Below are 23,633 nucleotides of genomic sequence, written 5' to 3' on the forward strand. Positions count from 1 at the left end.
GGCAGCCCTGCGTTTATTTCCACTCACGGATGTCGACGAAATGGCCGGCGATCGCCGCCGCCGCCGCCATGGCCGGCGACACCAGATGGGTACGGCCCTTGAAGCCCTGACGGCCCTCGAAATTGCGGTTGGAGGTCGAGGCGCAGCGTTCATGCGGCTTCAGACGGTCGTCATTCATGGCAAGGCACATCGAGCAGCCCGGCTCACGCCAGTCGAAACCGGCCGCGACAAAGATCTTGTCGAGACCTTCTGCTTCCGCCTGCTCCTTGACCAGACCGGAGCCCGGCACGATCATCGCATCGACATGCGGGCTGACTTTCTTGCCCTCGACCACCTTGGCGGCGGCGCGCAGATCCTCGATGCGGCCGTTGGTGCAGGAGCCGATGAAGACGCGGTCGAGCGCGATATCGGTGATCCTGGTACCCGGCGTTAGCCCCATATAGTCGAGCGCGCGCTGCTTGGAGGTGCGCTTGTTCTCATCGGCGATATCGTCGGGGTTCGGCACGATGCCCTGGACCGAGACGACGTCCTCGGGCGAAGAGCCCCAGGAGACGATCGGCGGCAATTTCGCAGCGTCGAGCGCGACCACCTTGTCGAAATGCGCGCCCTCGTCGGACTGCAGCGTCTTCCAGTAGGCGAGCGCGGCATCCCACGCCTCGCCCTTCGGCGCGCGCGGCTTGTCCTTGACATAGGCGAAGGTCGTCTCGTCAGGCGCGATCAGGCCGGCACGGGCGCCGCCCTCGATCGACATGTTGCAGATGGTCATGCGGCCTTCCATGGACAGCGCGCGGATCGCTTCGCCGGCATATTCGATGACATAGCCGGTGCCGCCGGCAGTGCCGATCTCGCCGATGATCGCCAAAATGATGTCCTTGGCGGTGACGCCTTCCGGCAGTACGCCGTCGACGCGCACCAGCATGTTCTTGGCCTTGCGCTGGATCAGCGTCTGCGTGGCCAGCACATGCTCGACTTCCGAGGTGCCGATGCCGTGCGCCAATGCGCCGAAAGCGCCATGCGTCGAGGTGTGGCTGTCGCCGCAGACGATGGTCATGCCGGGCAGCGTAAAGCCCTGCTCCGGACCGATGATATGGACGATGCCCTGGCGGATATCCTTCTCGGAATAATATTCGACGCCGAAATCCTTGGCGTTCTTGGCCAGCGCCTCGACCTGGATGCGGCTTTCCTCGTTCTTGATGCCGAACTTGCGCTCCGGCGAGGTCGACACATTGTGGTCGACCACGGCCAGCGTCTTTTCCGGATGCCGGACCTTTCTGCCGGTCATGCGCAGGCCTTCGAAGGCTTGCGGGCTAGTCACTTCATGGACGAGATGACGGTCGATGTAGAGCAGGCAGGTGCCGTCGTCCTGGCGGTCGACGACATGGTCGTCGAATATCTTGTCGTAGAGGGTGCGCGGTGCGCTCATGTGCGTAAATCCGTCGATATAAAAAATGGGAAAGGACAAGCGCCGGCTAGCCGGCGAACACGGCCTAGCGAAGTCGGCTGGTCAGAGCGCCGGAAACGCGCGCCGAGAATCGCGACGGCAGGCGTTTTCTGTCCTGCAGCACGAAGCCCTTGTAAGCCGGATCGCCAAAAAGCTGTTCCATGGCGTGGCTCATATCAATCTTTTGGCTTTTCGGCAATCGCGGCGGCGTTCGCAGAACCTGGGTTCCTCGCCCCGCGAAGTGGGGAGAGGTGGCCCGGCGAAGCCGGGACGGAGAGGGGTCTTCGCGGCGTCTGGGAGTTCGTTGGCAGATGGTCGGTCTCGCGCCTTATCCCTCACCGGATTCTGACTTTCGCGAATGTCGCCCCCTCTCCGTCCCGGCTTCGCCGGGCCACCTCTCCCCCGCTTTGCGGGGGCGAGGAACTACCGCCAGGCTTACTCAAACCACCTCGAACACGAAGGTCTTCACCAGCGCCTCGGGCTCGGCGATCGCATAGCAGCGGAACCACGGGCTTTCCTCGACCGGCCGCCATTTTTTGTCGTGCTCCAACTCGGCAAGGACGTCAGGAAAGCCGCCGCTCTCGAACACTTGGTCGCGAACGGTGAAGATGGCGTGGCCGCCCTTCTTGGTGATCCGCACCAGTTCATGCAGGCCGGAGGCCGGCGCGTGGCTGATGGTGAACACGCCGGTCGAGAAGAAGGCGCGGAAATACCCGTCCGGCCAAGGCAGCGGACCGCCAAGCATCGCCTGTTTCAGCTCGCTGTAGGCCTGGCGGCTGCCGGCGATGTCGAGCATTTCATCCGACAGGTCGAGCCCGGCGATGTCCTGATAGCCGAGCGCTTTGAGCGATGGTCCCGACAGGCCGGTGCCGCAGCCGGCGTCGAGCAGCGGCCCCTCGCCTGATGGCACATGGCGCGCCACCCAGGCGGCGATCAGGAACGGCAGGAGATAACCGAGCGAGGCGGTTTCGCTGTCATAGGTCGCAGCCCATGCGGCATAGGCTTGCGCCAGCGCTTCCGGCGTGTCGGCCGTATAGACGGACTCCAAGGCCGCATTGGCTTTGTCGATGTTCATGGAACTGACCCTCCAAAACGTATTGGCTGCAATCGTAGCGCCGCCTTCGCCTGCCAGTTATTGCTCATGCTGGCGGCGCAGCCGCTTCTCCAGCCCCCGCAAGGCCAGCGACAGGCCGACCGTCAGGATAAGATAGATGTAGGCGACGATCGAATAAGTTTCGAAGAAGCGGAACGAGCCGGCGGCGTAGATCTTGCCCATCTGGGTGATGTCAGCGACGCCGAGCACCGAGACCAGCGAAGAATCCTTGACCATGGCGACGAAATCATTGCCGAGCGGCGGCAGGATGGTGCGGATCGCCTGCGGAAAGACGATCAGCCGGAAACGCTGCATGCGCGTCAGCCCCAGCGCCTTCGCCGCCTCGATCTGGCCCTTCTCGACTGCCTGGATGCCGGCGCGGAAGACCTCCGAGATGAAGGCCGAGTAGCCGATGGTCAGCGCCATGATGGCGCGCCACAGCAGCGACACGTCGCGGACCAGCAACTCGCCAAACAGGCCGGCATTTTGCAAGGGCGCGGTCAGCGCGTTCCACGCCGCGACGAAGGCCGGCGCCCCGGCAAAGGCGATCCAGAACAACAGCACCAGCATCGGCACGCCGCGGATGATCTCGACATAGAAGCGGGCGATCTGGCGCAGCCAGCGCGACCCCGACAGCCCCATCAGCGCAATGCCGAGCCCGATTGCCGAGGCCAGCGCGAAGGCGACCATTGTGACGAAGACGGTGATGCCGATGCCCGTGGCGACGGTCGCGAAAACCTGGGCGTAGAGGTCGCTTGCTGCAATGAAGATGGCAGCGGCCACGGCGAGCGCCGCCGCCACGGCAAGCCACCACGGGAAGTCGGATTTTGGGGTAGAGGATGCGGGCGTTGCCATTTACCCGATACCTGCAAAGCATGCTTTGCCGAATTCCGGCGCACAACCGTCACGCAGCACTCGCGACAAAAGTCCTATTGCCCCATCTTGTAGTCGAGGAACCATTTCTTGTTGAGCGCGTCGAGCGTGCCGTCGGCCTTCAGTGCGGCGATCGCTGCATTGACCGGTTTCACCAGATCAGAGCCCTTGGGGAAGATGAAGCCGAAATCTTCGGTGCCGAGCGGGCCGCCGATCAGCTTCAGCCCGCCATTGGACGCCTCGACATAGCCCTTGCCGGCAGTGCCGTCGGTCAAAACGACGTCGACGTCACCGGTCTTCAGCGCCTGCACCGTCGCACCGAACGTCTCGAACAGTTTGATGCGCGGGTTCTGCTCATTGCCGTCGAGCACGCTGTAGACGGCAGTGTAGAAGGGGGTGGTGCCGGCCTGCGCGCCGATCAGCCCATCCTTGAAGGCGCCAAATGTCTTGGCGTCGGTGAAGCGCTTCTCATCGCCACGCACCAGCATGAACTGTTCCGAGCGCATGTAGGGGTCGGAGAAATCGACCTTCTGCTTTCGGTCGTCCTTGATGGTGATACCGGTCATGCCGATGTTGTACTGGTTGTCGGAAACCGCCTGGATCATCGCGTCCCAAGAGGTGTTCTGGTACTCGACCTGGAAATTGAGCCGCTTGGCGATCTCGTTCATCGCGTCATATTCCCAGCCGATCTGCTTGCCGGTCTTGGCGTCGATGAACTGCAATGGCGGATAGGCGTTCTCCGTCACCACCACCACCTTCTTGCCGCCGAGATCGGGAAGCGCCTGCGCCAGGGCGGCGACGGGCGCAAGTATCAGAGCCAACAGGCCGGCCAACAGCAGTTTCGATTTGGTCATGGTACACCCCGAGAATTTGAACGGCCTCGACATGGTCGAGGCTTGCAGGAAATCCGGCGCCGACTTTAGCTTTCCGCAAGCGCCTTGCAAGCCGGCCTGATGCACCGCGTCGCGCGAAAATGGATTCCCATGCTTTCACCAAACAATTACGGAACGATCCGTATCGATTGCGCACCGATGCGACCCGGCAAGATCGAATCCATCTCGCGAAACAAAAAGGCGGCCGAAGCCGCCTTTTCGAAACATGGGTTTTGAAGACGCCTTATTCGGCGACAGCCGCTTCCGCGGCCTTGGCGGCCTCGTCGGCGGCCTTCTTCTCGGCGGCGTCCTGCGCCGCCTTCTCGGCGGCCAGCGCCTGGGCGGCGGCCACCTTCTCGGCCTCGATGCGGGCCTTCTCGGCGTTCAGCGCATCGCGCTCCTCATCGTTCAGCTTGCGGGCGCGCACGCCGGTGTTTTCCGAAATACGGGCCGACTTGCCGCGACGATCGCGCAGGTAGTAAAGCTTGGCGCGGCGCACCTTGCCGCGGCGCACGATCTCGACGCCCTCGACCATCGGCGAAAAGACCGGGAACACGCGCTCCACGCCTTCGCCGTAGGAAATCTTGCGAACGGTGAAATTCTCCTGGAAACCGGCGCCGGCGCGGGCGATGACAACGCCCTCATAAGCCTGGACGCGGGTGCGGGTTCCTTCGGTCACGCGGACCTGGACGCGCACGGTGTCGCCGGGCTGGAATTCGGGAAGCTTGCGCTTGGCTTCGATCTTGGCGGCCTGTTCGGCCTCGAGCTGACGGAGGATATCCATCTCAAAAATCCACTTCTTGTTCTTCCGACAGTCAGAGCGTCCGGCACTCGCCTTGCAGTTGCATCGACCGCTCGGCTATGCCCTTTGTTCGAGACCGTCTGGGTTCGAGAACATCGGGCAGGGGCGACTACACCGTCATTGTTGACGGGTCCGGCAGATTGTTCTTCCGGTTCGGCGCGCACATACAGCTATTTCGACGCTTTGTCACGCCTTCGCCGTGTCTTTTTTGGTCGTTGGTCGACATTGCAATCTTTCAGCTCAGGGGTTGCGTCGAAGGCCCAAGCTTTTTAAGCCGGGTAAAACGTGACTTTCCTCCGGCGGCAACACCCTCCATGCCAGTTCTCGATGCGGCCCTGCTCTTTTTTGCGGGCTTTCTCTCAGGTGCCGTCAACGCCATAGCCGGCGGCGGGACGTTCATAACCTTCGGCGCCATGTCGCTGGTCGGTTTGCCGCCGATCGTCGCCAACGCCACCTCGTCGCTGACACAGTTTCCCGGCTACATCACCTCGACGCTCGCCTACTGGTCCGACATCAAGCATTTCTGGCGCACGGCATTGCTGCTCGGCCTTATCTCGGCTTTCGGTGCACTGGCCGGTGCGCTCATCCTTCTGGCGCTCGACAATCCGTCGTTTCGCGTCCTGGTGCCCTGGCTGCTGCTGGCGGCAACCGCGCTGTTCGCCGCCGGGCCGTGGCTGAAGCCGGCACCCAAGCCGGGGCATGAGGCCGCGGTGGGTTCACTGGTCGGTTCCATGGCGCAATTCGCTACCGCCGTCTATGGCGGCTTCTTCGGCGCCGGCATGGGCGTCATGATGCTGGCAACGCTCGGCCTCACCCAGGCTGGCGACTATCACCGTCTGAACGCGCTGAAGAACATGTTGGCCGTGGTCATCGCGGCGGTAGCCATCCTGGTCTTCGTCTCCGGCGACGTCATCGCCTGGCCGCAGGCGATCGTCATGATACCCGGCGGCGCGCTGGGCGGCTATGCCGGCGTCTGGATCGCCAAGCGTGTGCCGCAGATTGCCGTGCGCGGCTTCGTCGTTGGGGTCGGCGTGTTCCTGGCCTTTTACTATTTCACCAGGGGGTGAGCAGCTAACAGGTCCGGCCGCCGCTCCTTCGTCAATTTTTCCGACTCGGCGCGCCGCCATGCGGCGATCTTCTTGTGATTGCCCGAGGTGAGAACCTCAGGGATTTGCCGGCCCTCGAATTCCTGCGGCCGCGTGTAGTGCGGATGTTCGAGCAGGCCGTTTTCAAAGCTCTCTTCATCGCCCGACACCGCATTGCCCATCACGCCGGGCAACAGCCGCACCACTGCGTCGAGCAGCACGAGTGCTGCTGGCTCCCCGCCGGAGAGGATGAAGTCGCCGACCGAGACCTCTTCCAGTCCACGCGCGTCAATCACCCGCTGGTCAACGCCTTCGAAGCGTCCGCAGACGATGACGACACCCGGCCCGGCGGCCAGTTCGCGCACGCGGGACTGCGTCAGCGGTTTTCCACGCGGACTCATTAGCAGCCGTGGCCGTGGATCGCCCGGTGGCGAGATATGGTCGATCGTCTTGGCCAGAACATCGGCGCGCATCACCATGCCGGCGCCACCGCCGGCCGGCGTGTCGTCGACGGTGCGATGGCGATCGGTGGCGAAATCGCGGATCTGGATTGCTTCCAGCGACCATGTGCCGGCCTCCAGCGCCCGGCCGGCCAGCGACAGGCCGAGCGCGCCGGGAAACATCTCGGGATAGAGCGTCAGCACCGAGGCGGAAAAACTCACCGGTTGCCCCCGGCGTCCTTCGGCCCGCGCGGCCGGCCCTTCGGGTCGAAGCCATCGCTGCCGGGAGCATCGCTGTCCTCGTCATCGATCAAGCCCGCCGCCGCCGGATCGATGCGGAGGAAGCCCTCTTTGATTGACACGTCAGGCACGGCAGCCTGCGTGAACGGAATCAGCACGCCTTTGCGCTCGCCAAGCGTCACGTCGAGAATGTCGCCGCCGCCGAAATTATGCACGGCAACGACCTTGCCGATGTCAGCACCGGTATCGTCCCGGACTGCCAGCCCGACGAGATCGGCATGATAGAATTCGTCCTCTTCGCCATCGTCCGGCAGCATCGAGCGGTCGACGAACAATTCCGTGCCGGCGAGCGCCTCGGCGGCGTTGCGGTCGCTGATGCCCTTGAAGCGCACCACCACGACGTTATTGGCCGGCCTGATGTCGACGATCTGGAAGGCACGGCCGTCCCTGGCATAGAGCGGCCCGTAGTCGGCCAGCGCCAGAGGATCGCCGGTGAAGGTTTTCACGCGCAATTCGCCCTTGATGCCGTGGGCGGCGCCGATCACGGCCATCTGGACAGGGTTTTGCGGTTTGGTCATCGGTGGAAAATCCTTTGGCCTTGCTCTAGCTCCACCCTCTTGTCATTTCAATGACGCGGCTCTTCACCGCTTCCTAACCCGGCTGCCGGAAGATGGCCCAGAATGGAAGAACGGCATATCGGAAGAGCGCAATGCAGGAATTCCTTATCCCGGCCAGACCAGACCTTCTGGCGGCCCGCGAAAGCTGGCTGAAGATGCTGGCGCGCGAACGCCGGCTGTCGCCGGAAACCGTGGAAGCCTATGAGCGCGACACGCGCCAGTTTCTGCACTTCCTGACAGGCCATTGCGGCGGTTCGCCCGGCATTTCGGATATCGCCGATCTTCGCCCGGCCGATCTGCGCGGCTTTCTCGCCGCCCGCCGCGCCGGAGGCGCCGGCGCCCGCACGCTCGGACGCGGGCTCGCCGGCATCCGCTCGCTGCTGCGCTTTCTGGAGCGGCGCGGCCTCGTCAATGCGGCGGGTGCTGCGGCACTGCGCGCGCCGCGGCAGCCGAAATCGCTGCCCAAGCCGCTGACGGCCAGCGATGCGAAACACGTCGTTTCGGTGGAAGGCCAGTTGGCCGAGGAACCGTGGATCGCTGCCCGCAACGGCGCCGTGCTGACGCTGCTCTACGGCTCAGGTCTGCGCATTTCCGAGGCGCTCGGCCTGCCTAGCGCCGACCTTTCGTCGCCTGATGAAACGGTGCTGCGCGTCACCGGCAAGGGCGGCAAGACGCGGCTGGTGCCGGTGCTGCCGATCGCGATGCGGGCGATCGCCGAATATCGCCGGCTCTGCCCCTATCAACTCGATCCGAAGGGCCTGCTGTTTCGCGGCGCCCGCGGCGGCCCGCTCAACCCGGCCATCGTCCAGCGCGACATGGCCAAGCTGCGCTCGGCGCTCAATCTGCCCGACACCGCCACGCCGCACGCCTTGCGCCATTCCTTCGCCACGCATCTGCTTGGGCGCGGCGGCGACCTGCGCACCATCCAGGAATTGTTGGGCCACGCCAGCCTGTCGACGACGCAGATCTACACCGGCGTCGACACCGCGAGGCTGCTCGAAGTCTATGAAGCGGCCCATCCGCGGGCGTAATCGACGCATGATTTCGCAAAGTTGCAGCCAGGATTTGAGCCGTGGAACGATGTCCGAGACAATTTTGCTGCGCCAGTTAACCGTTTCGCCGTTCTTTGTCTCTAAAAAGCGGCCATGAAACGCGTCATTACCATCGCCGACCGCACGGCCCTTGCTTCGTTGAAGCTGCTCGTGGCGCTCAACGTCCTGTTTTTTCTCTCTTTCCTCATCCTCGCGCTGCTCGCCGCCGGCAAGGCGCGCGCCGAAACCCCGGTCTGCGCCGGCGCCGACATGCTGTCGGCCTTGCAGAAGGACGACCCGGCCACCTACCGCAAGATCGAGACGGAAGCGGCCGCAACACTGAACGGCAAGGGCCTGTTGTGGAAACTGGAAAAGGCGGGCGAAAGGCCGTCCTTCCTGTTCGGCACCATGCACATGACCGACCCGCGCGTGACCACGCTGCCGCCCGCCGCGCAAAAGGCGTTTGACGCTGCCGACACTGTCGTCATCGAGACCACGGAGGTGCTCGATCAGCAGAAGATGATGGCGGCGTTCCTGAAAGAGCCGGAGCTGATGATGTTCACCGACAGCACCACGCTGTCCTCGCTGCTGTCGCCGGACGATGCGGCGGCGGTGAACAAGGCGCTCGACGCGCGCGGCATCCCGCCGGCGAGCGTCGCCAAGATGAAACCGTGGATGCTGTCGACCATGGTCGCGCTCCCGGCCTGTGAACTGGCCCGCCAGGCAGGCGGCGCGCCGGTGCTCGACATCAAGCTCGCGCAGGACGCCAAAGCCTCAGGCAAAGCCGTCGATGGGTTGGAGACCGTCGCCGACCAGCTTCGCGCCATGGCCTCGCTGCCGCTCGCTTTTCACATGAAGGGCCTCGTCGACACATTGAAGCTCGGCAACAGGGTGAACGACGTCAACGAAACCATGATCGTGCTTTACCAGCGCGGCGACATCGGCATGCTCTGGCCGCTGTTTCGTGCCGTCCTTCCCGGCGGCGAAGACGATTCGGCGGGCTATGCCGCCTTCGAGGAAACCATGATCACCCGCCGCAACAAGGTGATGATCGATCATGCCGGGCCGATCCTCGCCAAGGGCAACGCCTTCATGGCGGTCGGCGCCTTGCACCTTCCGGGCGCGGAAGGTCTGGTCGAGGATTTCCGCAAGGCCGGTTACACCGTCACTGCCGTCGACTGAGTTGCACGGTTGAGTTGCAGACCCGGCAAGACGTGATTCGGGGCGATGCCTTTCCCGAATCACGGAAGGCGTGTCTGAGTACAGGAAGGTCGAAAGGTTTGTTTTGGCTCGATCACTACGAATTTTGCGAGTAAAGTGCGTGCGGACAAACGATTCCCGGCGAAGATTGCCCTGTTTTCGGCGTTTTCGATCCCTAGCGTGAAACCTGTTCGACGATTGCGCGTTGATGTGTGTTGATTGATACTTTTCATCCCACGGAGGACACTTTTATGGCGAATCCAAACGACCCGTACACCACTCCGACCCCCCCTCCCAAGTCGGGTGGCGGCAGCACCGGCTGGCTGATTGCCCTGGTCGTCGTTATCCTGGCCATTGTCGCTTACTATGTTTTTGGAACAAGCGGTGAGGCGCCAGCGCCTGGTGAACCGCCGGCTGCAACCACGCCGGCCCCGGCGCCAGCGCCCGCTGAACCGACGCCTGCTCCGGCAGAGCCCGCGCCAGCCCCGGCACCTGCAGAGCCAGCACCTGCCCCGGCACCCGCAGAGCCTGCCCCGGCACCCGCAGAGCCTGCTCCGGCGCCTACCCCAGCACCTGCTCCGGCGCCTGCAGAGCCAGCGCCTGCTCCGGCGCCCGCACCGGCCCCGCAGTGATCGGCTGCTGACTTCAAATACGAACGGCCCGCTGAAAAGCGGGCCGTTTTGCTTTGAACCGTCAGATGGCTGCCGGAGGCGAGGAAGACCTACATATGGATCGGCTTGAAGAAGGTCGCCAGTGCCGCTTCCTTCATCGCTTCCGACATCGTCGGATGGGCGTGGCAGGTGCGGGCAAGATCTTCCGACGAGCCGCCGAACTCCATCAGCACCGCCGCCTCGTGGATCATCTCGCCGGCGCCGAAGCCGACGATGTGGACGCCGAGCACGCGGTCGCTCCGCTTGTCCGCCAGGATCTTGACGAAGCCGTCGGTATGCAGCATGGCGCGCGCCCGGCCATTGGCGCTGAACGGAAACTTGCCGGCCTTGTAGTCGACGCCGGCCGCCTTCAGCTCTTCCTCCGTCTTGCCGACTGAGGCGATTTCCGGACTGGTGTAGACGACGTTCGGAATCACCTCGTAATTCACATGGCCGGCCTGGCCGGCAATGATCTCGGCCACCGCCACCCCCTCGTCCTCGGCCTTGTGGGCGAGCATCGGCCCGGCGATGACGTCGCCGATGGCGTAGATGCCGGGGACATTGGTCTTGAGATGGCCGTCCGCCTTGACCCGGCCACGCTCGTCGACCTCGACCCCGGCCTCCTTCAGCCCGAGACTGTCCGAATAGGCCCGGCGTCCCGTCGCTATCAGCACCGCATCCGCCTCGATCGTCTCGGCCGCGCCGCCCTTGACCGGCTCGAAGGTGACGGTGGCGCCCTTCTTGGCCTTGGCGACACCGGTCACCTTGGCGCCGAGCCTGAATTCGATGCCTTGCTTGGACAGCATGCGCTGGAACTGTTTGGCGACCTCGCCGTCCATGCCGCCCAGTATGGTGTCGAGGAACTCGACGACGGTCACCTTGGCGCCGAGCCGCGCCCATACCGAGCCGAGCTCCAGCCCGATGACGCCGCCGCCGACCACCACCATGTGGCCCGGCACCTTGTCCAGCGACAGCGCGCCGGTCGAGGACATGATCACTTTCTCGTCAAAGTTGACCTTGACGCCCGGAATGCCGGTGACGTCGGAGCCGGTGGCGATGACGATGTTCCTGGTCTCGATCTCCTCGACCTTGCCGTCCTCGCCGGTCACCGACACTCTTCCGGCGGACAGGACCTTGCCGGTGCCGCGAAAGCTGTCGATCTTGTTCTTCTTGAACAGGAAGGCGACGCCGTTGACGTTGGAGGCCACCGTCGCGTCCTTGTGCGCCATCATCTTCTCCAGATTGAGCTTCGGCGCGCTTATTTCGACGCCCAGCGTGTCGAAGGAATGGCCGGCCTCGGCGAATATCTCGGACGCATGGAGCAGCGCCTTGGACGGGATGCAGCCGATGTTGAGGCAGGTGCCGCCGAAGGTCGGGTTCTTCTCGACCACCGCCGTCTTCAGGCCGAGCTGTGCCGCCTTGATGGCGCAGACATAGCCGCCTGGTCCCGATCCGATGATAACGACGTCATAAGCCATGATTTGTCCTTCTGGTCTGGCACTCAGCCTTGGCTGGCATTTGAGCATTTTGCGGCCAAGTGGAATCACTTGGCGTCGCAGAAATGCGGCTAAAACAAATAGATAGAGCGGGATGCCCAGTTCAATTTGAACGCATCCCGCTCTAGCGGCCGCCGCCCACTTCCAAATTCGCGCCTGTCGTATAGGACGCCCCGTCCGACAGGAGCCAGAGAATTGCCGCGGCGACCTCTTCGGTGGTCCCCGCCCTTTGCATCGGCACGCCGTGACGCATCCTCTCGACGCGATCCGGCTGTCCGCCGGAGGCATGAATTTCGGTATCGACAATCCCTGGGCTGACTGCGTTGACGCGAATGCCTTCGCCAGCCACTTCGCGTGCCAGGCCAATAGTGAAGGAATCGATCGCGCCCTTCGAGGCGGCGTAGTCGACATATTCGCCCGGTCCGCCAATTCTTGCAGCAATCGAGGAAACATTCACGATGGCGCCGCCCTTGCCGCCATGGCTGGTCGACATGCGCTTCACCGCTTCGCGGGCACAGAGCATGGAGCCAATGATGTTGATGCGCATCATGCGCTCCAGCCTCGCTCCGCTCATTTCGTCGACACGCGCCCTTTGGTCGACCACGCCAGCATTGTTGACGAGCGCATCGAGCGGCCCGAAGGCATGGTCGATGCTCTCGAACATCGCCTGAATATCGGCCTCGCTGCCAATGTCGCCCTTGATGGCCAGCGCTTCGCCGCCGGCCTGTTCGATCGCCTCGACAAGCGCCGTGGCAGCAGCCTCGTTCGAGGCATAGTTGATCGCAACACGGTATCCAGCCTTGGCGGCAAGTCGGGCCGTGGCGGCACCGATGCCGCGGCCGCCGCCGGTCACCAGCAGCACTTTTTTGGCCACGCTCATTCCTGACAGCCCTTCAGCGAAAAAATATCCCACGGCACCTTTGAAAACCCGTTGGCGCCATAGGCGGTCGACCTCTGCAGCGACGGTCCGAGGTCGGGAAAGATCAGGGTCTTCGGCGCGTCCACGCCTTCGGCCGGCAGCAGAGCGATGTTGCCCTTGTCGTCAGCACTGTAGACGACCCCCTCCCACAGCGTGCAGGCGGCGAGCTCGTCGCCGGTGACGTCGCCTGTCGGGCATTTGTACATCAGCGACCCATGCGGCCGCGCCACGCCTTCCGTCCACATGACGATGCCGTCGAGCACGACATCGTTATCGAGCACCATCTTGAAGGTGTTGGTGACCACAGCCGATCCCCCGGTCGGCCTGAAATCGATCTCGGCCGCACCTTCGGCATCGCCATAGACGGCGAGCTCGAGCGGGCAGGCGGCAAAGGCTGCCGATCCCGTCTGCGCAACGCCGGCCGCGAGCACAGCTGCGAAAAACACCCTGGACCGGAAATGCGCGGAACTGGTCATCATTCGGTGGCGCAGATCCATTCTCCGGCTCACCTCGACCGGCCCCTAGAGGTCGAGCACCAGCCGCTCCGGATCCTCCAGGCTGTCCTTGACCCGGACCAGGAAGGTCACCGCTTCCTTGCCGTCGACGATGCGGTGATCGTAGGAGAGCGCCAGATACATCATCGGCCGGATCACGATCTGGCCGCCGACCACCACCGGCCGCTCCTGGATCTTATGCATGCCCAGAATGCCCGACTGCGGCGCGTTGAGGATCGGCGTCGACATCAGCGACCCGTAAACGCCGCCGTTAGAAATCGTAAACGTGCCTCCTTGCATGTCGGCGACCGACAGCTTGCCGTCACGCGCGGCGATGCCCAGCCGGCCGATATCCTTCTCGATCTCGGCGATCGACATCTGGTCGGCATCGCGCACCACCGGCACGACAAGGCCTTTTTCGGTGCCGACGGCGACGCCGATATGGGCGTAGTTCTTGAAGATGATGTCGGTGCCGTCGATCTCGGCATTGACGGAGGGGATTTCCTTCAGTGCATGGGTGACGGCTTTGGTGAAGAAGCCCATGAAGCCCAGCTTCACGCCGTGCTTCTTCTCGAACACATCCTTGTATTTGGTCCTGAGCGCCATCACCGCGCTCATGTCCACCTCGTTGAAGGTGGTCAGCATGGCGGCGGTCGACTGCGCTTCCTTGAGGCGGCGCGCGATGGTTTGCCGCAGCTTGGTCATGCGCACGCGCTCTTCGCGCGACGCGTCATCGGCCGAGGACGGCGCACGGGCAGCGACCGGTGCAGGCGCCTTCGGCGTCTCGGCCGGTTGCGACGGCGCGCCCCTGGCGATCGCGTCGAGCACGTCGCCCTTCAGCACCTGGCCGCGCTTGCCGGAACCCGAGACCTGGTCGACCGCGAGATTGCTCTCGGCCAGCAGCTTCGCCGCCGCTGGCGCTGGCGGCATCGTGCGGGCCTCGATCGGCCCGGCATCGCCGGCGATCTTGGCGGTCTCGGCCGCGGCTTGCTTGACAGTGGCTGCGGCGGTCGGCGCCGAGGCCTGCGATACCGCGTCCTGCTTTGGTTCGGGAGTTGACGCCTTCGCGGGTGCTGCCGCTTTTGCCCCGTCGCCCGCCGAAATCATGCCGAGCAAAGCACCGACCTCGACCGTCTCGCCCTCCTTGACAGCGATCTCGCTAAGCGTTCCTGCGGCCGCGGCCGGCACTTCCACCGTTACCTTGTCGGTCTCGAGTTCGACCAGCGGTTCGTCGGTGGCGATCGCGTCGCCCACCTTCTTGAACCATTTGCCGATGGTCGCCTCGGTGACGGATTCGCCAAGGGTGGGGACGCGGATTTCGGTAGCCATTGTGCCTGTCCGTTTTTCTGTCGGTTCTGTTCTATTCGCCCGGCTCTGTTCTATTCACCGAGCGCGTCTTCGAGCAAGGCGGCAAGCTGGGCGAGATGCTTCGACATCAATCCGGTCGCCGGCGACGCGGCGGCCGGCCGGCCGGTATAGCGCACCCGCTGATGCTTGGCATCGATATGCGCCAGCACCCATTCCAGATAGGGATCGATGAACGACCAGGCGCCCATATTCTTGGGCTCCTCCTGGCACCACACCATCTCGGCGTTGCGGAAGCGTGACAGTTCGGTGATCAGCGCCTTGGCCGGGAACGGATAGAGCTGTTCGACGCGCAGCAGATAGATGTCGTTGATGCCGCGCTTCTCGCGCTCCTCGTAGAGGTCGTAATAGACCTTGCCCGAGCAGAGCACGACACGGCGGATCTTCGAATCCTTGGTGAGCTTGATCGCCTGGCCGGGGAGCTGCTGGGCATCGTCCCACAACAGCCGGTGGAACGCGCTTTCGCCCGACATCTCCGGCAGCGTCGACACCGCCCGCTTGTGGCGCAGCAGCGACTTCGGCGTCATCAGGATCAGCGGCTTGCGGAAATCCCGCTTCAACTGCCGGCGCAGGATGTGGAAGTAGTTGGCCGGCGTCGTGCAGTAGGCCACCTGCATGTTGTCTTCGGCGCAAAGCTGCAGGAAGCGCTCGAGCCTGGCCGACGAATGCTCCGGCCCCTGGCCTTCATAGCCATGCGGCAGCAGGCAGACGAGGCCCGACATTCTGAGCCACTTGCGCTCGCCCGACGAGATGAACTGGTCGAACACCACCTGGGCGCCGTTGGCGAAATCGCCGAACTGCGCTTCCCAAAGCGTCAACGCCTTCGGCTCGGCCAGGCTGTAGCCATATTCGAAGCCGAGCACGGCCTCTTCCGACAGCATCGAGTTGATGACTTCGAAACCGGCCTGCGCCGCCGACAGATTGTTGAGCGGAATGTAGCGTGTCTCGTCGCGCTGGTCGTAGAGCACGGAGTGGCGTTGCGAGAACGTGCCGCGCTCCGAATCCTGTCCGGACAGCCGGACCGGGTTGCCGTCGAGCAGGATGGCGCCGAAGGCCAGCGCCTCGGCCGTCGACCAGTCGATGCCTTCGCCCGACTCGATCGCCTGGCGGCGATTCTCGAGAAAGCGCAGGATCGTCTTGTGCGCCTCGAAATCCTTCGGCACCTCGGTCAGCTTCTTGCCGATTTCCTTCAGCGTCTTGACCGGCACGGCGGTCTTGCCGCGCCGCTGTTCGTCCTGGTTGTCGGCCGTGCGCAGGCCCGACCAGGCGCCATCCAGCCAGTCGGCCTTGTTGGGCTTGTAATGCTGGCCGACCTCGAATTCCTGCTCGAGATGTGCCCGCCAGTCGGCCTTCATCTTGTCGAATTCGGTCTGGGTGATGTGGCCTTCGGTGATCAGCCGGTCGGCATAGATCTGCACCGTCGTCTTGTGGCGGCGGATGTTGCTGTACATGATCGGCTGGGTGAAGGCCGGCTCGTCGCCCTCATTGTGGCCGAAGCGGCGGTAGCAGAACATGTCGACCACGACAGGCTTGTGGAACTTCATGCGGAATTCGATCGCCACCTTGGTGGCGTGGACCACGGCTTCCGGATCGTCGCCATTGACGTGGAAGATGGGCGCCTCGATCATCTTGGCCACATCCGACGGATAGGGCGACGAGCGCGAGAAGCGCGGATTGGTGGTGAAGCCGATCTGGTTGTTGATGATGAAATGCAGTGTGCCGGCGACGCGGTGGCCGCGCAGGCCCGACAGGCCGAGGATTTCGGCAATCACGCCCTGGCCGGCAAAGGCGGCGTCGCCATGCAGGAGCAGCGGCAGCACCTTGGCGCGCTCTTCCAGCGGCACGATCTCCTCGCGGCTGCGGCCGAACAGGGAGTCCTGCTTAGCCCGCGCCTTGCCCATCACCACCGGATCGACGATTTCCAGATGCGAGGGATTGGCGGTCAGCGACAGGTGCACCTTGTTGCCGTCGAACTCGCGGTCCGACGAAGCACCGAGATGGTACTTCACGTCGCCCGAGCCCTCGACCTCGTCGGGTGCGGCCGAGCCGCCCTTGAACTCGTGGAAGATGGCGCGGTGCGGCTTGGCCATCACCTGGGAGAGCACGTTCAGCCGGCCGCGATGCGCCATGCCCAGCACGATCTCCTTCATGCCAAGCTGGCCGCCGCGCTTGACGATCTGCTCCAGCGCCGGGATCAGCGCCTCTGCGCCGTCGAGGCCGAAGCGCTTGGTGCCCTTGTACTTGACGTCGATGAACTGCTCAAAGCCTTCGGCCTCGACCAGCTTCTGCAGGATCGCCTTCTTGCCGGCGGCGGTGAAGGAGATCTCCTTGTCGGTGCCCTCGATGCGCGCCTGGATCCAGGCCTTCTCCTCGGGATCGGAAATATGCATGAACTCGACGCCGAGCGTCGAGCAATAGGTGCGGGTCAATATGTCGAGCATCTGCCGGATGGTGCCGAATTCGAGCCCGAGCACGTTGTCGAGGAAGATCGGGCGGTCGTAGTCGGCGGCGGTGAAGCCGTAATTTTCCGGCGACAGCTCGTTGTAATCCTCGAGCTTGGCAATGCCGAGCGGATCGAGATTGGCGTGCAAATGGCCACGCATGCGGTAGGCGCGGATCATCATGATGGCGCGCACGGAATCGCGCGTCGCCTGATGCACGTCGGCGTCGGAAAGGGAGACGCCGTTCATCACCGCCTTGTGCTGGACCTTCTTCTCGATGTGCTTCTCGACGATGCCCCAATTGCCGTCGAGCGCCGACACCAATTCGCCATTGGCCTGCAGCGGCCACGACGGCTTGGCCCATGAGGCGCCCTTGGCATTCTTGCGGACATCGCCGGCATCGTCCTTCAGCGCCGCGAAGAAATCCTGCCATTCGGGATTGACGGATTCGGGATCGTCCTCATAGGCGGCGTAGAGCGCGTCGATATAGTCGGCATTGCCGCCATAGAGGAAAGAGGTAAGCGAAAACTGGTCGTTGGCCTGATCTTGTCGTGACATGGCTCACAACATCCTTTCGTTCAACTGGACGGACATCCGGAGTGGATAGAGTAAGAAGCCCGCATCAGTGAAGATTTCGCAGTCGCTACTGCTTGTTTCAACGCCGATAAAATCAGCGCCAAGTCCGTCGCGACCACCATTGAAGATACTGCCGGTCACGGAGAACCCATCAAAAAACCGGCTGGATCTGTAATCGCCGCGAAGGCAGCGCCATACAATTTTTGAAAGTAATGCTTGACGACTGATCTCTCTGAACCGATCGTCATAAAATGAGTGCAAGGCAAAATCAGTATATGTCCTCGACCCAACATCACTCCAACGGAGATGCATCAAGCATCCCGAGCAATCCCTATGCTGAAGGAAAACCTCGTTCAGCATTGGAGTGCCTAACTTGTTGCTCTGGTCAAGCAAGCGCGCTGTTATCTTGCTATGCGACTCTCTTGTCGCTTCGATATTCTCGGGCATAACCAGAATTTCGGGACAGCGATTGGCGGTTTTGATAACCTCGTATGATGCGCGCGCTGCTGCAGACTTATTCGACAGAAGCTCATCCGCCACCGGTTGCCAGCCTGATATTTCGAGCTTTTCCAGTGTCTCTTGGTACAGCTTCCCGAAATTAGGAACCCAGCCAATTGAGCCCGGTACAAGTATGCTAAGTAGTGCCGATATCGAAGCCTCAAATGCAGCCAATTCCAGAGTCGATAGCCCGTCGGTTGGCAGCGGACGCGGCGACAGCTTGTCCCCTGTAAACCTTGTGATTGCTCCAACGTACGCATCGAGCGACTGCTGATTGCGTGCTGACAAGCTATCACGCAGAGCCTCGAAGTTTTGTTCAAGTCTTTCGAACATCACAGTTCGTCACCCTTTGATGGCCTCGACCAGCGTCGTGCCGAGCCGGGCCGGCGATGGCGAAACCTTTATCCCGGCCGATTCCATGGCCGCGATCTTGTCCTCGGCGCCGCCCTTGCCGCCGGAGATGACCGCGCCCGCATGACCCATGGTGCGGCCAGCCGGGGCGGTGCGCCCGGCGATGAAACCGGCCATCGGCTTCTTGCGGCCACGCTTGGCTTCGTCCTTGAGGAACTGCGCGGCGTCTTCCTCGGCCGAGCCGCCGATCTCGCCGATCATGATGATCGATTGGGTCTCGTCGTCGGCGAGGAACATCTCCAGCACGTCGATGAACTCCGTGCCTTTGACGGGGTCGCCACCGATGCCGACGGCGGTGGTCTGCCCGAGGCCAACATTGGTGGTCTGGAACACTGCCTCATAGGTAAGCGTTCCCGAGCGGGAAACAACGCCGACCGAGCCCTTGCGGAAGATGTTGCCGGGCATGATGCCGATCTTGCATTCGTTGGGGGTCAGCACGCCCGGGCAGTTGGGGCCAATGAGCCGCGAAGTCGAGCGGTCGAGCCGCGCCTTGACCTTGATCATGTCGATCACCGGGATGCCCTCGGTGATGCAGACGATCAGCGGGATCTCGGCTTCGATCGCTTCCAGGATCGCCTCGGCGGCGCCCGCCGGCGGCACATAGACGACAGACGCATTGGCACCGGTCGTTGCCTTGCCTTCGGCAACCGTGGAAAAGATCGGCAGGCTCTCGCCGTTGGCGCCGGTCCACGTCTCGCCACCCTTCTTGGGGTGGATGCCGCCGACCATTTTTGTCCCGTGATAGGCCAGCGCCTGCTCGGTATGGAACGTCCCGGTCTTGCCGGTGAGGCCCTGCACCAGCACCTTGGTGTTCTTGTCGACGAGAATGGACATTTTTTGCGACCTGATCAGTGAGTGCGGAAGGGGTTGATGGCGACTACGGAGCCGTAAGTCTGTCCGTGGTTGAGGTCTTCGGTGTAAAGTGTCTTGACGCCAAGGCGCTCGGCGGCGGCGATGATTGCGCCACACTCCGCTCGCTTGGAATCGTGTCCGATGGCGGCATGGACGAGCATGTTCGGGTCGAGGAAGCACTCAGCGGTCATGGAGAGCTGCCCGGTTCCAATTCTTGCCGCCCATGTCGCCTGCAGCTTCGTAGGCAAGCCTAAGCAGGGCTAGCCGAGCCCCGTCGTTGGTACGACGCTTCGCGGCCACTGTCGCGAAAAACTCTCGCACCATGTCATTGACGGTCGTTCCCTGCTCGGCGGCCGCCTGCTTGACCTGCTCCAGAACCTCGTCTTCGACGGCCAGAGTGATGTTCTTCATTTCTCTTCCTCGCACAAGCTCCCTAAAGCCGCTTGAGATCGGCGACGGTGAGGTCGCTCTTGGCGTTGCCGGTGTTGAGCGTCGTCGCCGGCTCGAACATCAGCACCACCGGCTCCTCGCTCAGCGAGCGCGGCCGGTGCTCGACGGCGCGCGGCACGACAATGAACTCGCCGCTGCCAAGCTCCACCGTGCCGTCGCGGAAATCGATGGCGATGCGGCCGCGCAGCACCAGGAACGCTTCGTCCTCATTGTCATGCGCGTGCCAGTCGAAGACATCGCCGAACTTGGCGATCTTGACCTGGGCGTCGTTGACGTCGCCGGCGATATGCGGATCGAAGACCTTTTTGATCTTCTGATCCGCCGCCTCGACGAGATTTATCTTATGCGGAGGCACCAGATTAGCCCTTCACGCTTGTGAATGGAGGGAGGGTCATAGTGGATTCCCCACTTGAGGCCGAGGAGTTCCAAAACGAAAAACTCCACTGAACTTTTCGTCTACCGGCTTGTCGCCGAAGGTCCCAATAACAAGGCATGCGGCGCTGTCGTCCCCAGCAGCCTGGCACTCCTTGTTTGCGTAAATCCGGACGTAGTTTTGGTCCGCTAGATCGCCAAGAATCTCCTCCTTTGGCACCTCGATCAAACCCCGCGAGCGAGCGTAGTCATCGAACTCTGCCATTCGAATCGTAGTTCCGAAGATCTCACAGATATCGAGCAAAGACTTATTCCCATTTGATCCTGCCGCCTTGAGTATGACAAACGGCGCCGAGAGAGTTCCAGTGCTCGTTCGATCAAACGTCTTTCTGCCACGGTCGTCAGAATCGATCGAAAATCCATTCTCGATCGTCAATTGCTCCGCCTTGGTCAAATCGCCGTTTGATGCGATACAGATATTCTTATAGAGCACCATTGCATCCGAAATCTCTTCCGCGTGCGCCGGCAGGGCGAAGCAGCCGAGTCCAATTGCACACAGAAGTCGGGTAGAGATCATCGACTGCCTTTCAGCCCTTCACCGCCGCGACAATCTTCTTCGCCGCATCGTCGAGGTCGTCGGCCGAGACGACGTTGAGCCCGCTGTCGTTGATGATCTTCTTGCCGAGCTCGGCATTGGTGCCTTCGAGCCGCACCACCAGCGGCACCTGCAGCCCGACTTCCTTGACTGCTGCGATCACGCCCTCGGCGATGATGTCGCACTTCATGATGCCGCCAAAAATGTTGATCAGGATGCCCTTGACCGCCGGATCCTTGGTGATGATCTTGAACGCCGCCGTCACCTTCTCCTTCGACGCACCGCCGCCGACATCGAGGAAGTTGGCGGGTTCGGCGCCATAGAGCTTGATGATGTCCATCGTCGCCATGGCGAGGCCGGCGCCGTTGACCATGCAGCCGATATTGCCGTCGAGCGCGACATAGGCGAGGTCGTGTTTCGACGCCTCGATCTCCTTCTCGTCCTCTTCGGTGATGTCGCGCAACTCCATCACGTCGGGATGGCGAAACAACGCGTTGTTGTCGAACGACACTTTTGCGTCGAGCACGCGCAGCCGGCCGTTCTTCATGACGATCAACGGGTTGACCTCGAGCAGGCTCATGTCCTTCTCGAGAAAGGCTTTGTAGAGGATCGGGAACAGCGTCTCGCCGTCCTTGGCGGCGTCGCCGTCAAGCTTCAGCGCGCCGTTGAGTTCTTTCAAATCAGCCGCCGTCACACCCTTTTCCGGGTCGATGGCGACGGTGATGATCTTTTCCGGTGTGTCATGGGCCACCGCCTCGATGTCCATGCCGCCTTCGGTCGAAACGACGAAGGCGATGCGGCCGACCGAGCGGTCGACCAGCAGCGACAGATAGAGCTCGCGCTCGATGTCGGCGCCGTCCTCGATATAGAGGCGGTTGACCTGCTTGCCCGCCGGGCCGGTCTGCTTGGTGACCAGAGTGTGGCCAAGCATTTCCTTGGCGTTGGCGACCACTTCGGCCACCGACTTCGCCAGCCTGACGCCGCCCTTGGCATCGGGGCCGAGTTCCCTAAACTTGCCCTTGCCGCGGCCGCCGGCATGGATCTGGCTCTTCACCACATAGAGCGGGCCGGGCAACGCCTTGGCGGCGGCTTCCGCCTCGCTTGCCTCGAACACCGGCACGCCTTCGGCCACCGGTGCGCCAAAGCCCTTCAGCAGTGCCTTGCCCTGATATTCATGGATGTTCATGCTAGATATCTCCGGGTCACTTGGCGGCGGATCACTTGGCGGCGAGTTGCGGAGCGATCTTGACGCAGGCCTCGCACAGGCCCTGCACCGCCGCCACCGAATTGTCGAACATCTTCTGCTCGGTCTTGCCGAGCTCGATCTCGATGACGCGCTCGACACCGCCGGCGCCGATCACCACCGGCACGCCGACATAGGTGTTCTTGACACCATACTGGCCGGAGAGATGCGCAGCACAGGGCAACACGCGCTTCTTGTCCTTGAGATAGGCTTCTGCCATGGCGATCGCCGAGGCGGCCGGTGCGTAGAAGGCCGAGCCGGTCTTGAGGAGGCCGACGATCTCGGCGCCGCCGTCTCGGGTGCGCTGCACGATCTGGTCGAGCTTTTCCTTCGAGGTCCAGCCCATCTTGATGAGGTCGGGCAGCGGGATGCCGGCGACCGTCGAATAGCGGATCATCGGCACCATGGAATCGCCATGGCCGCCGAGCACGAAAGCGGTGACATCCTCGACCGACACCTTGAACTCCTCGGCCAGGAAGTAGCGGAAGCGCGAACTGTCCAGCACACCGGCCATGCCGACGACATGGCTCTTCGGCAGTCCGGAGAACTTCTGCAGCGCCCAGACCATGGCGTCGAGCGGGTTGGTGATGCAGATGACGAAGGCTTTCGGCGAGTATTTCTTGAGACCCGCGCCAACCTGCTCCATGACCTTCAGATTGATGCCGAGAAGGTCGTCGCGGCTCATGCCGGGCTTACGCGGCACGCCGGCGGTGACGATGCAGACGTCGGCGCCCTCGATGCCGGCATAATCGTTGACGCCGACCAGCCTGGAGTCGAAGCCATCGACCGGCGACGACTGCGCGATATCCAGCCCCTTGCCTTGCGGGATGCCCTCGGCGATATCGAACAACACAACGTCGCCGAGATCCTTGAGGCCGATCATGTGGGCGAGCGTGCCGCCGATCATGCCCGAGCCGATGAGCGCTATCTTATTGCGTGCCATGTGAGGATGTTGTCCCTTTAGACTGTGACGGCGCCATGACGGCGTCGAAGAAGCGGGCCGGAATGCTGCGGGGAAGCCGGAATTTTCGCCGCCCCCAATAGCCCCAGCGCGGAAGAAATTCAAACGATTATTTTGGAGTGAACAATTTCAATCGGTTAGAAACAACGGGAATTACGTAAGCGTCAAAGAATTGAGCCCGGCTCAGGAAAGCTACGCAATGAAGATGGAAATAAGAAGGCTGCTTCCCGGCGATGACGCCCTTGTGATGCGGGTCGCCGAAGATGTGTTCGATGAACCGGTCAGGCCGGATCGGCTCGCCGCCTATCTCGCCTCATCAGGTCATTTCATGATTGTGGCATTGGCCGATGGCATAGTCGTCGGCCAATGCGCGGCCGTCATCCACCGCCACCCGGATAAGGTGAGCGAACTCTACATCGACGAAGTCGGCGTGGCGCCGGCCTTCCAGCGCCAGGGCATAGCGACGAAGATGCTCGACGCCATGTTTTGAGCTCGGCCGGGAGCATGGCTGCGAGGAGGCCTGGGTCGGCACCGAGCCGCGCAATGTCTCGGCGCGCGCTCTTTATGAGGCGCGGAAGGAGCCGCATGGGCCGGCGGAGGAGTTCGTGATGTATGT

At 62.7% G+C, this 23,633-nt stretch carries 24 protein-coding genes; 4 read left to right on the forward strand and 20 right to left on the reverse strand.

Annotated features, from left to right (window positions below; translation table 11 throughout):
• Window positions 1–13: 13 nt before the first annotated feature.
• From leuC to rplS, 5 genes are all read right to left on the reverse strand, one after another.
• Window positions 14–1,423: a 3-isopropylmalate dehydratase large subunit gene (gene leuC, locus CIT26_RS28315; RefSeq protein WP_095495598.1), complete on the reverse strand. Its 1,410-nt coding sequence runs from the start codon at window positions 1,421–1,423 to the stop codon at window positions 14–16.
• 457 nt (window positions 1,424–1,880) lie between these two features.
• Window positions 1,881–2,516: a class I SAM-dependent DNA methyltransferase gene (locus tag CIT26_RS28325; protein ID WP_095495599.1), complete on the reverse strand. Its 636-nt coding sequence runs from the start codon at window positions 2,514–2,516 to the stop codon at window positions 1,881–1,883.
• A gap of 57 nt (window positions 2,517–2,573) precedes the next feature.
• Window positions 2,574–3,389: an amino acid ABC transporter permease gene (locus CIT26_RS28330; protein ID WP_095495600.1), complete on the reverse strand. Its 816-nt coding sequence runs from the start codon at window positions 3,387–3,389 to the stop codon at window positions 2,574–2,576.
• A 74-nt stretch (window positions 3,390–3,463) separates the two neighbouring features.
• Complete coding sequence (locus CIT26_RS28335; protein WP_029349350.1) at window positions 3,464–4,261, reverse strand: transporter substrate-binding domain-containing protein; 798 nt, start codon at window positions 4,259–4,261, stop codon at window positions 3,464–3,466.
• 262 nt (window positions 4,262–4,523) lie between these two features.
• Entirely contained in the window at window positions 4,524–5,063 is a 540-nt protein-coding gene (gene rplS, locus CIT26_RS28340; protein WP_029349353.1) for a 50S ribosomal protein L19, read from the reverse strand.
• 332 nt (window positions 5,064–5,395) lie between these two features.
• Here rplS and CIT26_RS28345 point away from each other — a divergent pair, with 332 nt between their 5' ends.
• Window positions 5,396–6,148 (forward strand): sulfite exporter TauE/SafE family protein, encoded by a 753-nt coding sequence (locus tag CIT26_RS28345; protein ID WP_095495601.1) that lies wholly within the window; start codon window positions 5,396–5,398, stop codon window positions 6,146–6,148.
• Here the strand turns inward: CIT26_RS28345 and trmD are convergent.
• Together trmD and rimM are read right to left on the reverse strand one after the other, a co-directional pair.
• Window positions 6,130–6,828, reverse strand: a complete 699-nt coding sequence (gene trmD / locus CIT26_RS28350) for a tRNA (guanosine(37)-N1)-methyltransferase TrmD (protein ID WP_095495602.1) — start codon at window positions 6,826–6,828, stop codon at window positions 6,130–6,132. The genes CIT26_RS28345 and trmD overlap by 19 nt on opposite strands.
• Window positions 6,825–7,424, reverse strand: coding sequence for a ribosome maturation factor RimM (gene rimM, locus CIT26_RS28355; RefSeq protein ID WP_095495603.1), 600 nt, complete (start codon window positions 7,422–7,424; stop codon window positions 6,825–6,827). The genes trmD and rimM overlap by 4 nt, the downstream gene beginning before the upstream one ends.
• Window positions 7,425–7,555: 131 nt before the next feature.
• On the opposite strand from rimM, the gene CIT26_RS28360 reads away from it, so the two are divergent.
• Together CIT26_RS28360 and CIT26_RS28365 are read left to right on the forward strand one after the other, a co-directional pair.
• A complete protein-coding gene (locus CIT26_RS28360) occupies window positions 7,556–8,494 on the forward strand; it encodes a tyrosine recombinase XerC (protein WP_095495604.1) in 939 nt (312 codons plus the stop codon).
• Window positions 8,495–8,608: 114 nt separating this feature from the next.
• The gene (locus tag CIT26_RS28365) at window positions 8,609–9,676 is read left to right on the forward strand and encodes a TraB/GumN family protein (protein WP_095495605.1); all 1,068 of its coding nucleotides are present in this window, start codon (window positions 8,609–8,611) and stop codon (window positions 9,674–9,676) included.
• A 739-nt stretch (window positions 9,677–10,415) separates the two neighbouring features.
• On the opposite strand, the gene lpdA is transcribed toward CIT26_RS28365, so the two are convergent.
• The 13 genes from lpdA to mdh all read right to left on the reverse strand — a co-directional run bounded on the left by lpdA (window position 10,416) and on the right by mdh (window position 22,999).
• Entirely contained in the window at window positions 10,416–11,822 is a 1,407-nt protein-coding gene (gene lpdA / locus CIT26_RS28375; RefSeq protein WP_095495606.1) for a dihydrolipoyl dehydrogenase, read from the reverse strand.
• Window positions 11,823–11,964: 142 nt separating this feature from the next.
• Window positions 11,965–12,720, reverse strand: a complete 756-nt coding sequence (locus tag CIT26_RS28380; RefSeq protein WP_095495607.1) for an SDR family oxidoreductase — start codon at window positions 12,718–12,720, stop codon at window positions 11,965–11,967.
• On the reverse strand, window positions 12,717–13,235 hold the full coding sequence (locus tag CIT26_RS28385) for a hypothetical protein (RefSeq protein ID WP_245319599.1): 519 nt from the start codon (window positions 13,233–13,235) through the stop codon (window positions 12,717–12,719). The genes CIT26_RS28380 and CIT26_RS28385 overlap by 4 nt, the downstream gene beginning before the upstream one ends.
• Window positions 13,236–13,280: 45 nt before the next feature.
• On the reverse strand, window positions 13,281–14,582 hold the full coding sequence (odhB, locus tag CIT26_RS28390) for a 2-oxoglutarate dehydrogenase complex dihydrolipoyllysine-residue succinyltransferase (RefSeq protein WP_095495608.1): 1,302 nt from the start codon (window positions 14,580–14,582) through the stop codon (window positions 13,281–13,283).
• Window positions 14,583–14,632: 50 nt separating this feature from the next.
• On the reverse strand, window positions 14,633–17,617 hold the full coding sequence (locus tag CIT26_RS28395) for a 2-oxoglutarate dehydrogenase E1 component (RefSeq protein ID WP_095495609.1): 2,985 nt from the start codon (window positions 17,615–17,617) through the stop codon (window positions 14,633–14,635).
• Between the two features lie 3 nt (window positions 17,618–17,620).
• A complete protein-coding gene (locus CIT26_RS28400; RefSeq protein WP_095495610.1) occupies window positions 17,621–18,466 on the reverse strand; it encodes a hypothetical protein in 846 nt (281 codons plus the stop codon).
• Window positions 18,467–18,475: 9 nt separating this feature from the next.
• Window positions 18,476–19,378, reverse strand: a complete 903-nt coding sequence (sucD, locus tag CIT26_RS28405) for a succinate--CoA ligase subunit alpha (protein WP_095495611.1) — start codon at window positions 19,376–19,378, stop codon at window positions 18,476–18,478.
• Window positions 19,379–19,392: 14 nt separating this feature from the next.
• A complete protein-coding gene (locus CIT26_RS28410) occupies window positions 19,393–19,587 on the reverse strand; it encodes a PIN domain-containing protein (RefSeq protein WP_095495612.1) in 195 nt (64 codons plus the stop codon).
• On the reverse strand, window positions 19,577–19,807 hold the full coding sequence (locus CIT26_RS28415; protein ID WP_095495613.1) for a DUF6364 family protein: 231 nt from the start codon (window positions 19,805–19,807) through the stop codon (window positions 19,577–19,579). The genes CIT26_RS28410 and CIT26_RS28415 overlap by 11 nt, the downstream gene beginning before the upstream one ends.
• Before the next feature lie 22 nt (window positions 19,808–19,829).
• Window positions 19,830–20,201, reverse strand: coding sequence for a cupin domain-containing protein (locus CIT26_RS28420; RefSeq protein ID WP_065007262.1), 372 nt, complete (start codon window positions 20,199–20,201; stop codon window positions 19,830–19,832).
• A gap of 36 nt (window positions 20,202–20,237) precedes the next feature.
• Window positions 20,238–20,714: a hypothetical protein gene (locus CIT26_RS28425; protein ID WP_143747931.1), complete on the reverse strand. Its 477-nt coding sequence runs from the start codon at window positions 20,712–20,714 to the stop codon at window positions 20,238–20,240.
• A 91-nt stretch (window positions 20,715–20,805) separates the two neighbouring features.
• Window positions 20,806–21,999 carry an ADP-forming succinate--CoA ligase subunit beta gene (gene sucC / locus CIT26_RS28430; RefSeq protein WP_095495615.1) on the reverse strand — a complete coding sequence of 398 codons (1,194 nt, stop codon included), beginning with the start codon at window positions 21,997–21,999 and terminating at the stop codon, window positions 20,806–20,808.
• A 31-nt stretch (window positions 22,000–22,030) separates the two neighbouring features.
• Entirely contained in the window at window positions 22,031–22,999 is a 969-nt protein-coding gene (mdh, locus tag CIT26_RS28435) for a malate dehydrogenase (protein ID WP_095495616.1), read from the reverse strand.
• Window positions 23,000–23,216: 217 nt separating this feature from the next.
• Between mdh and CIT26_RS28440 the strand changes: the two genes are divergently transcribed.
• Window positions 23,217–23,507, forward strand: a complete 291-nt coding sequence (locus tag CIT26_RS28440) for a GNAT family N-acetyltransferase (RefSeq protein WP_245319588.1) — start codon at window positions 23,217–23,219, stop codon at window positions 23,505–23,507.
• Window positions 23,508–23,633 lie beyond the last annotated feature (126 nt).

Source organism: Mesorhizobium temperatum (genome assembly GCF_002284575.1).
Taxonomy (GTDB): Bacteria; Pseudomonadota; Alphaproteobacteria; order Rhizobiales; family Rhizobiaceae; genus Mesorhizobium; species Mesorhizobium temperatum.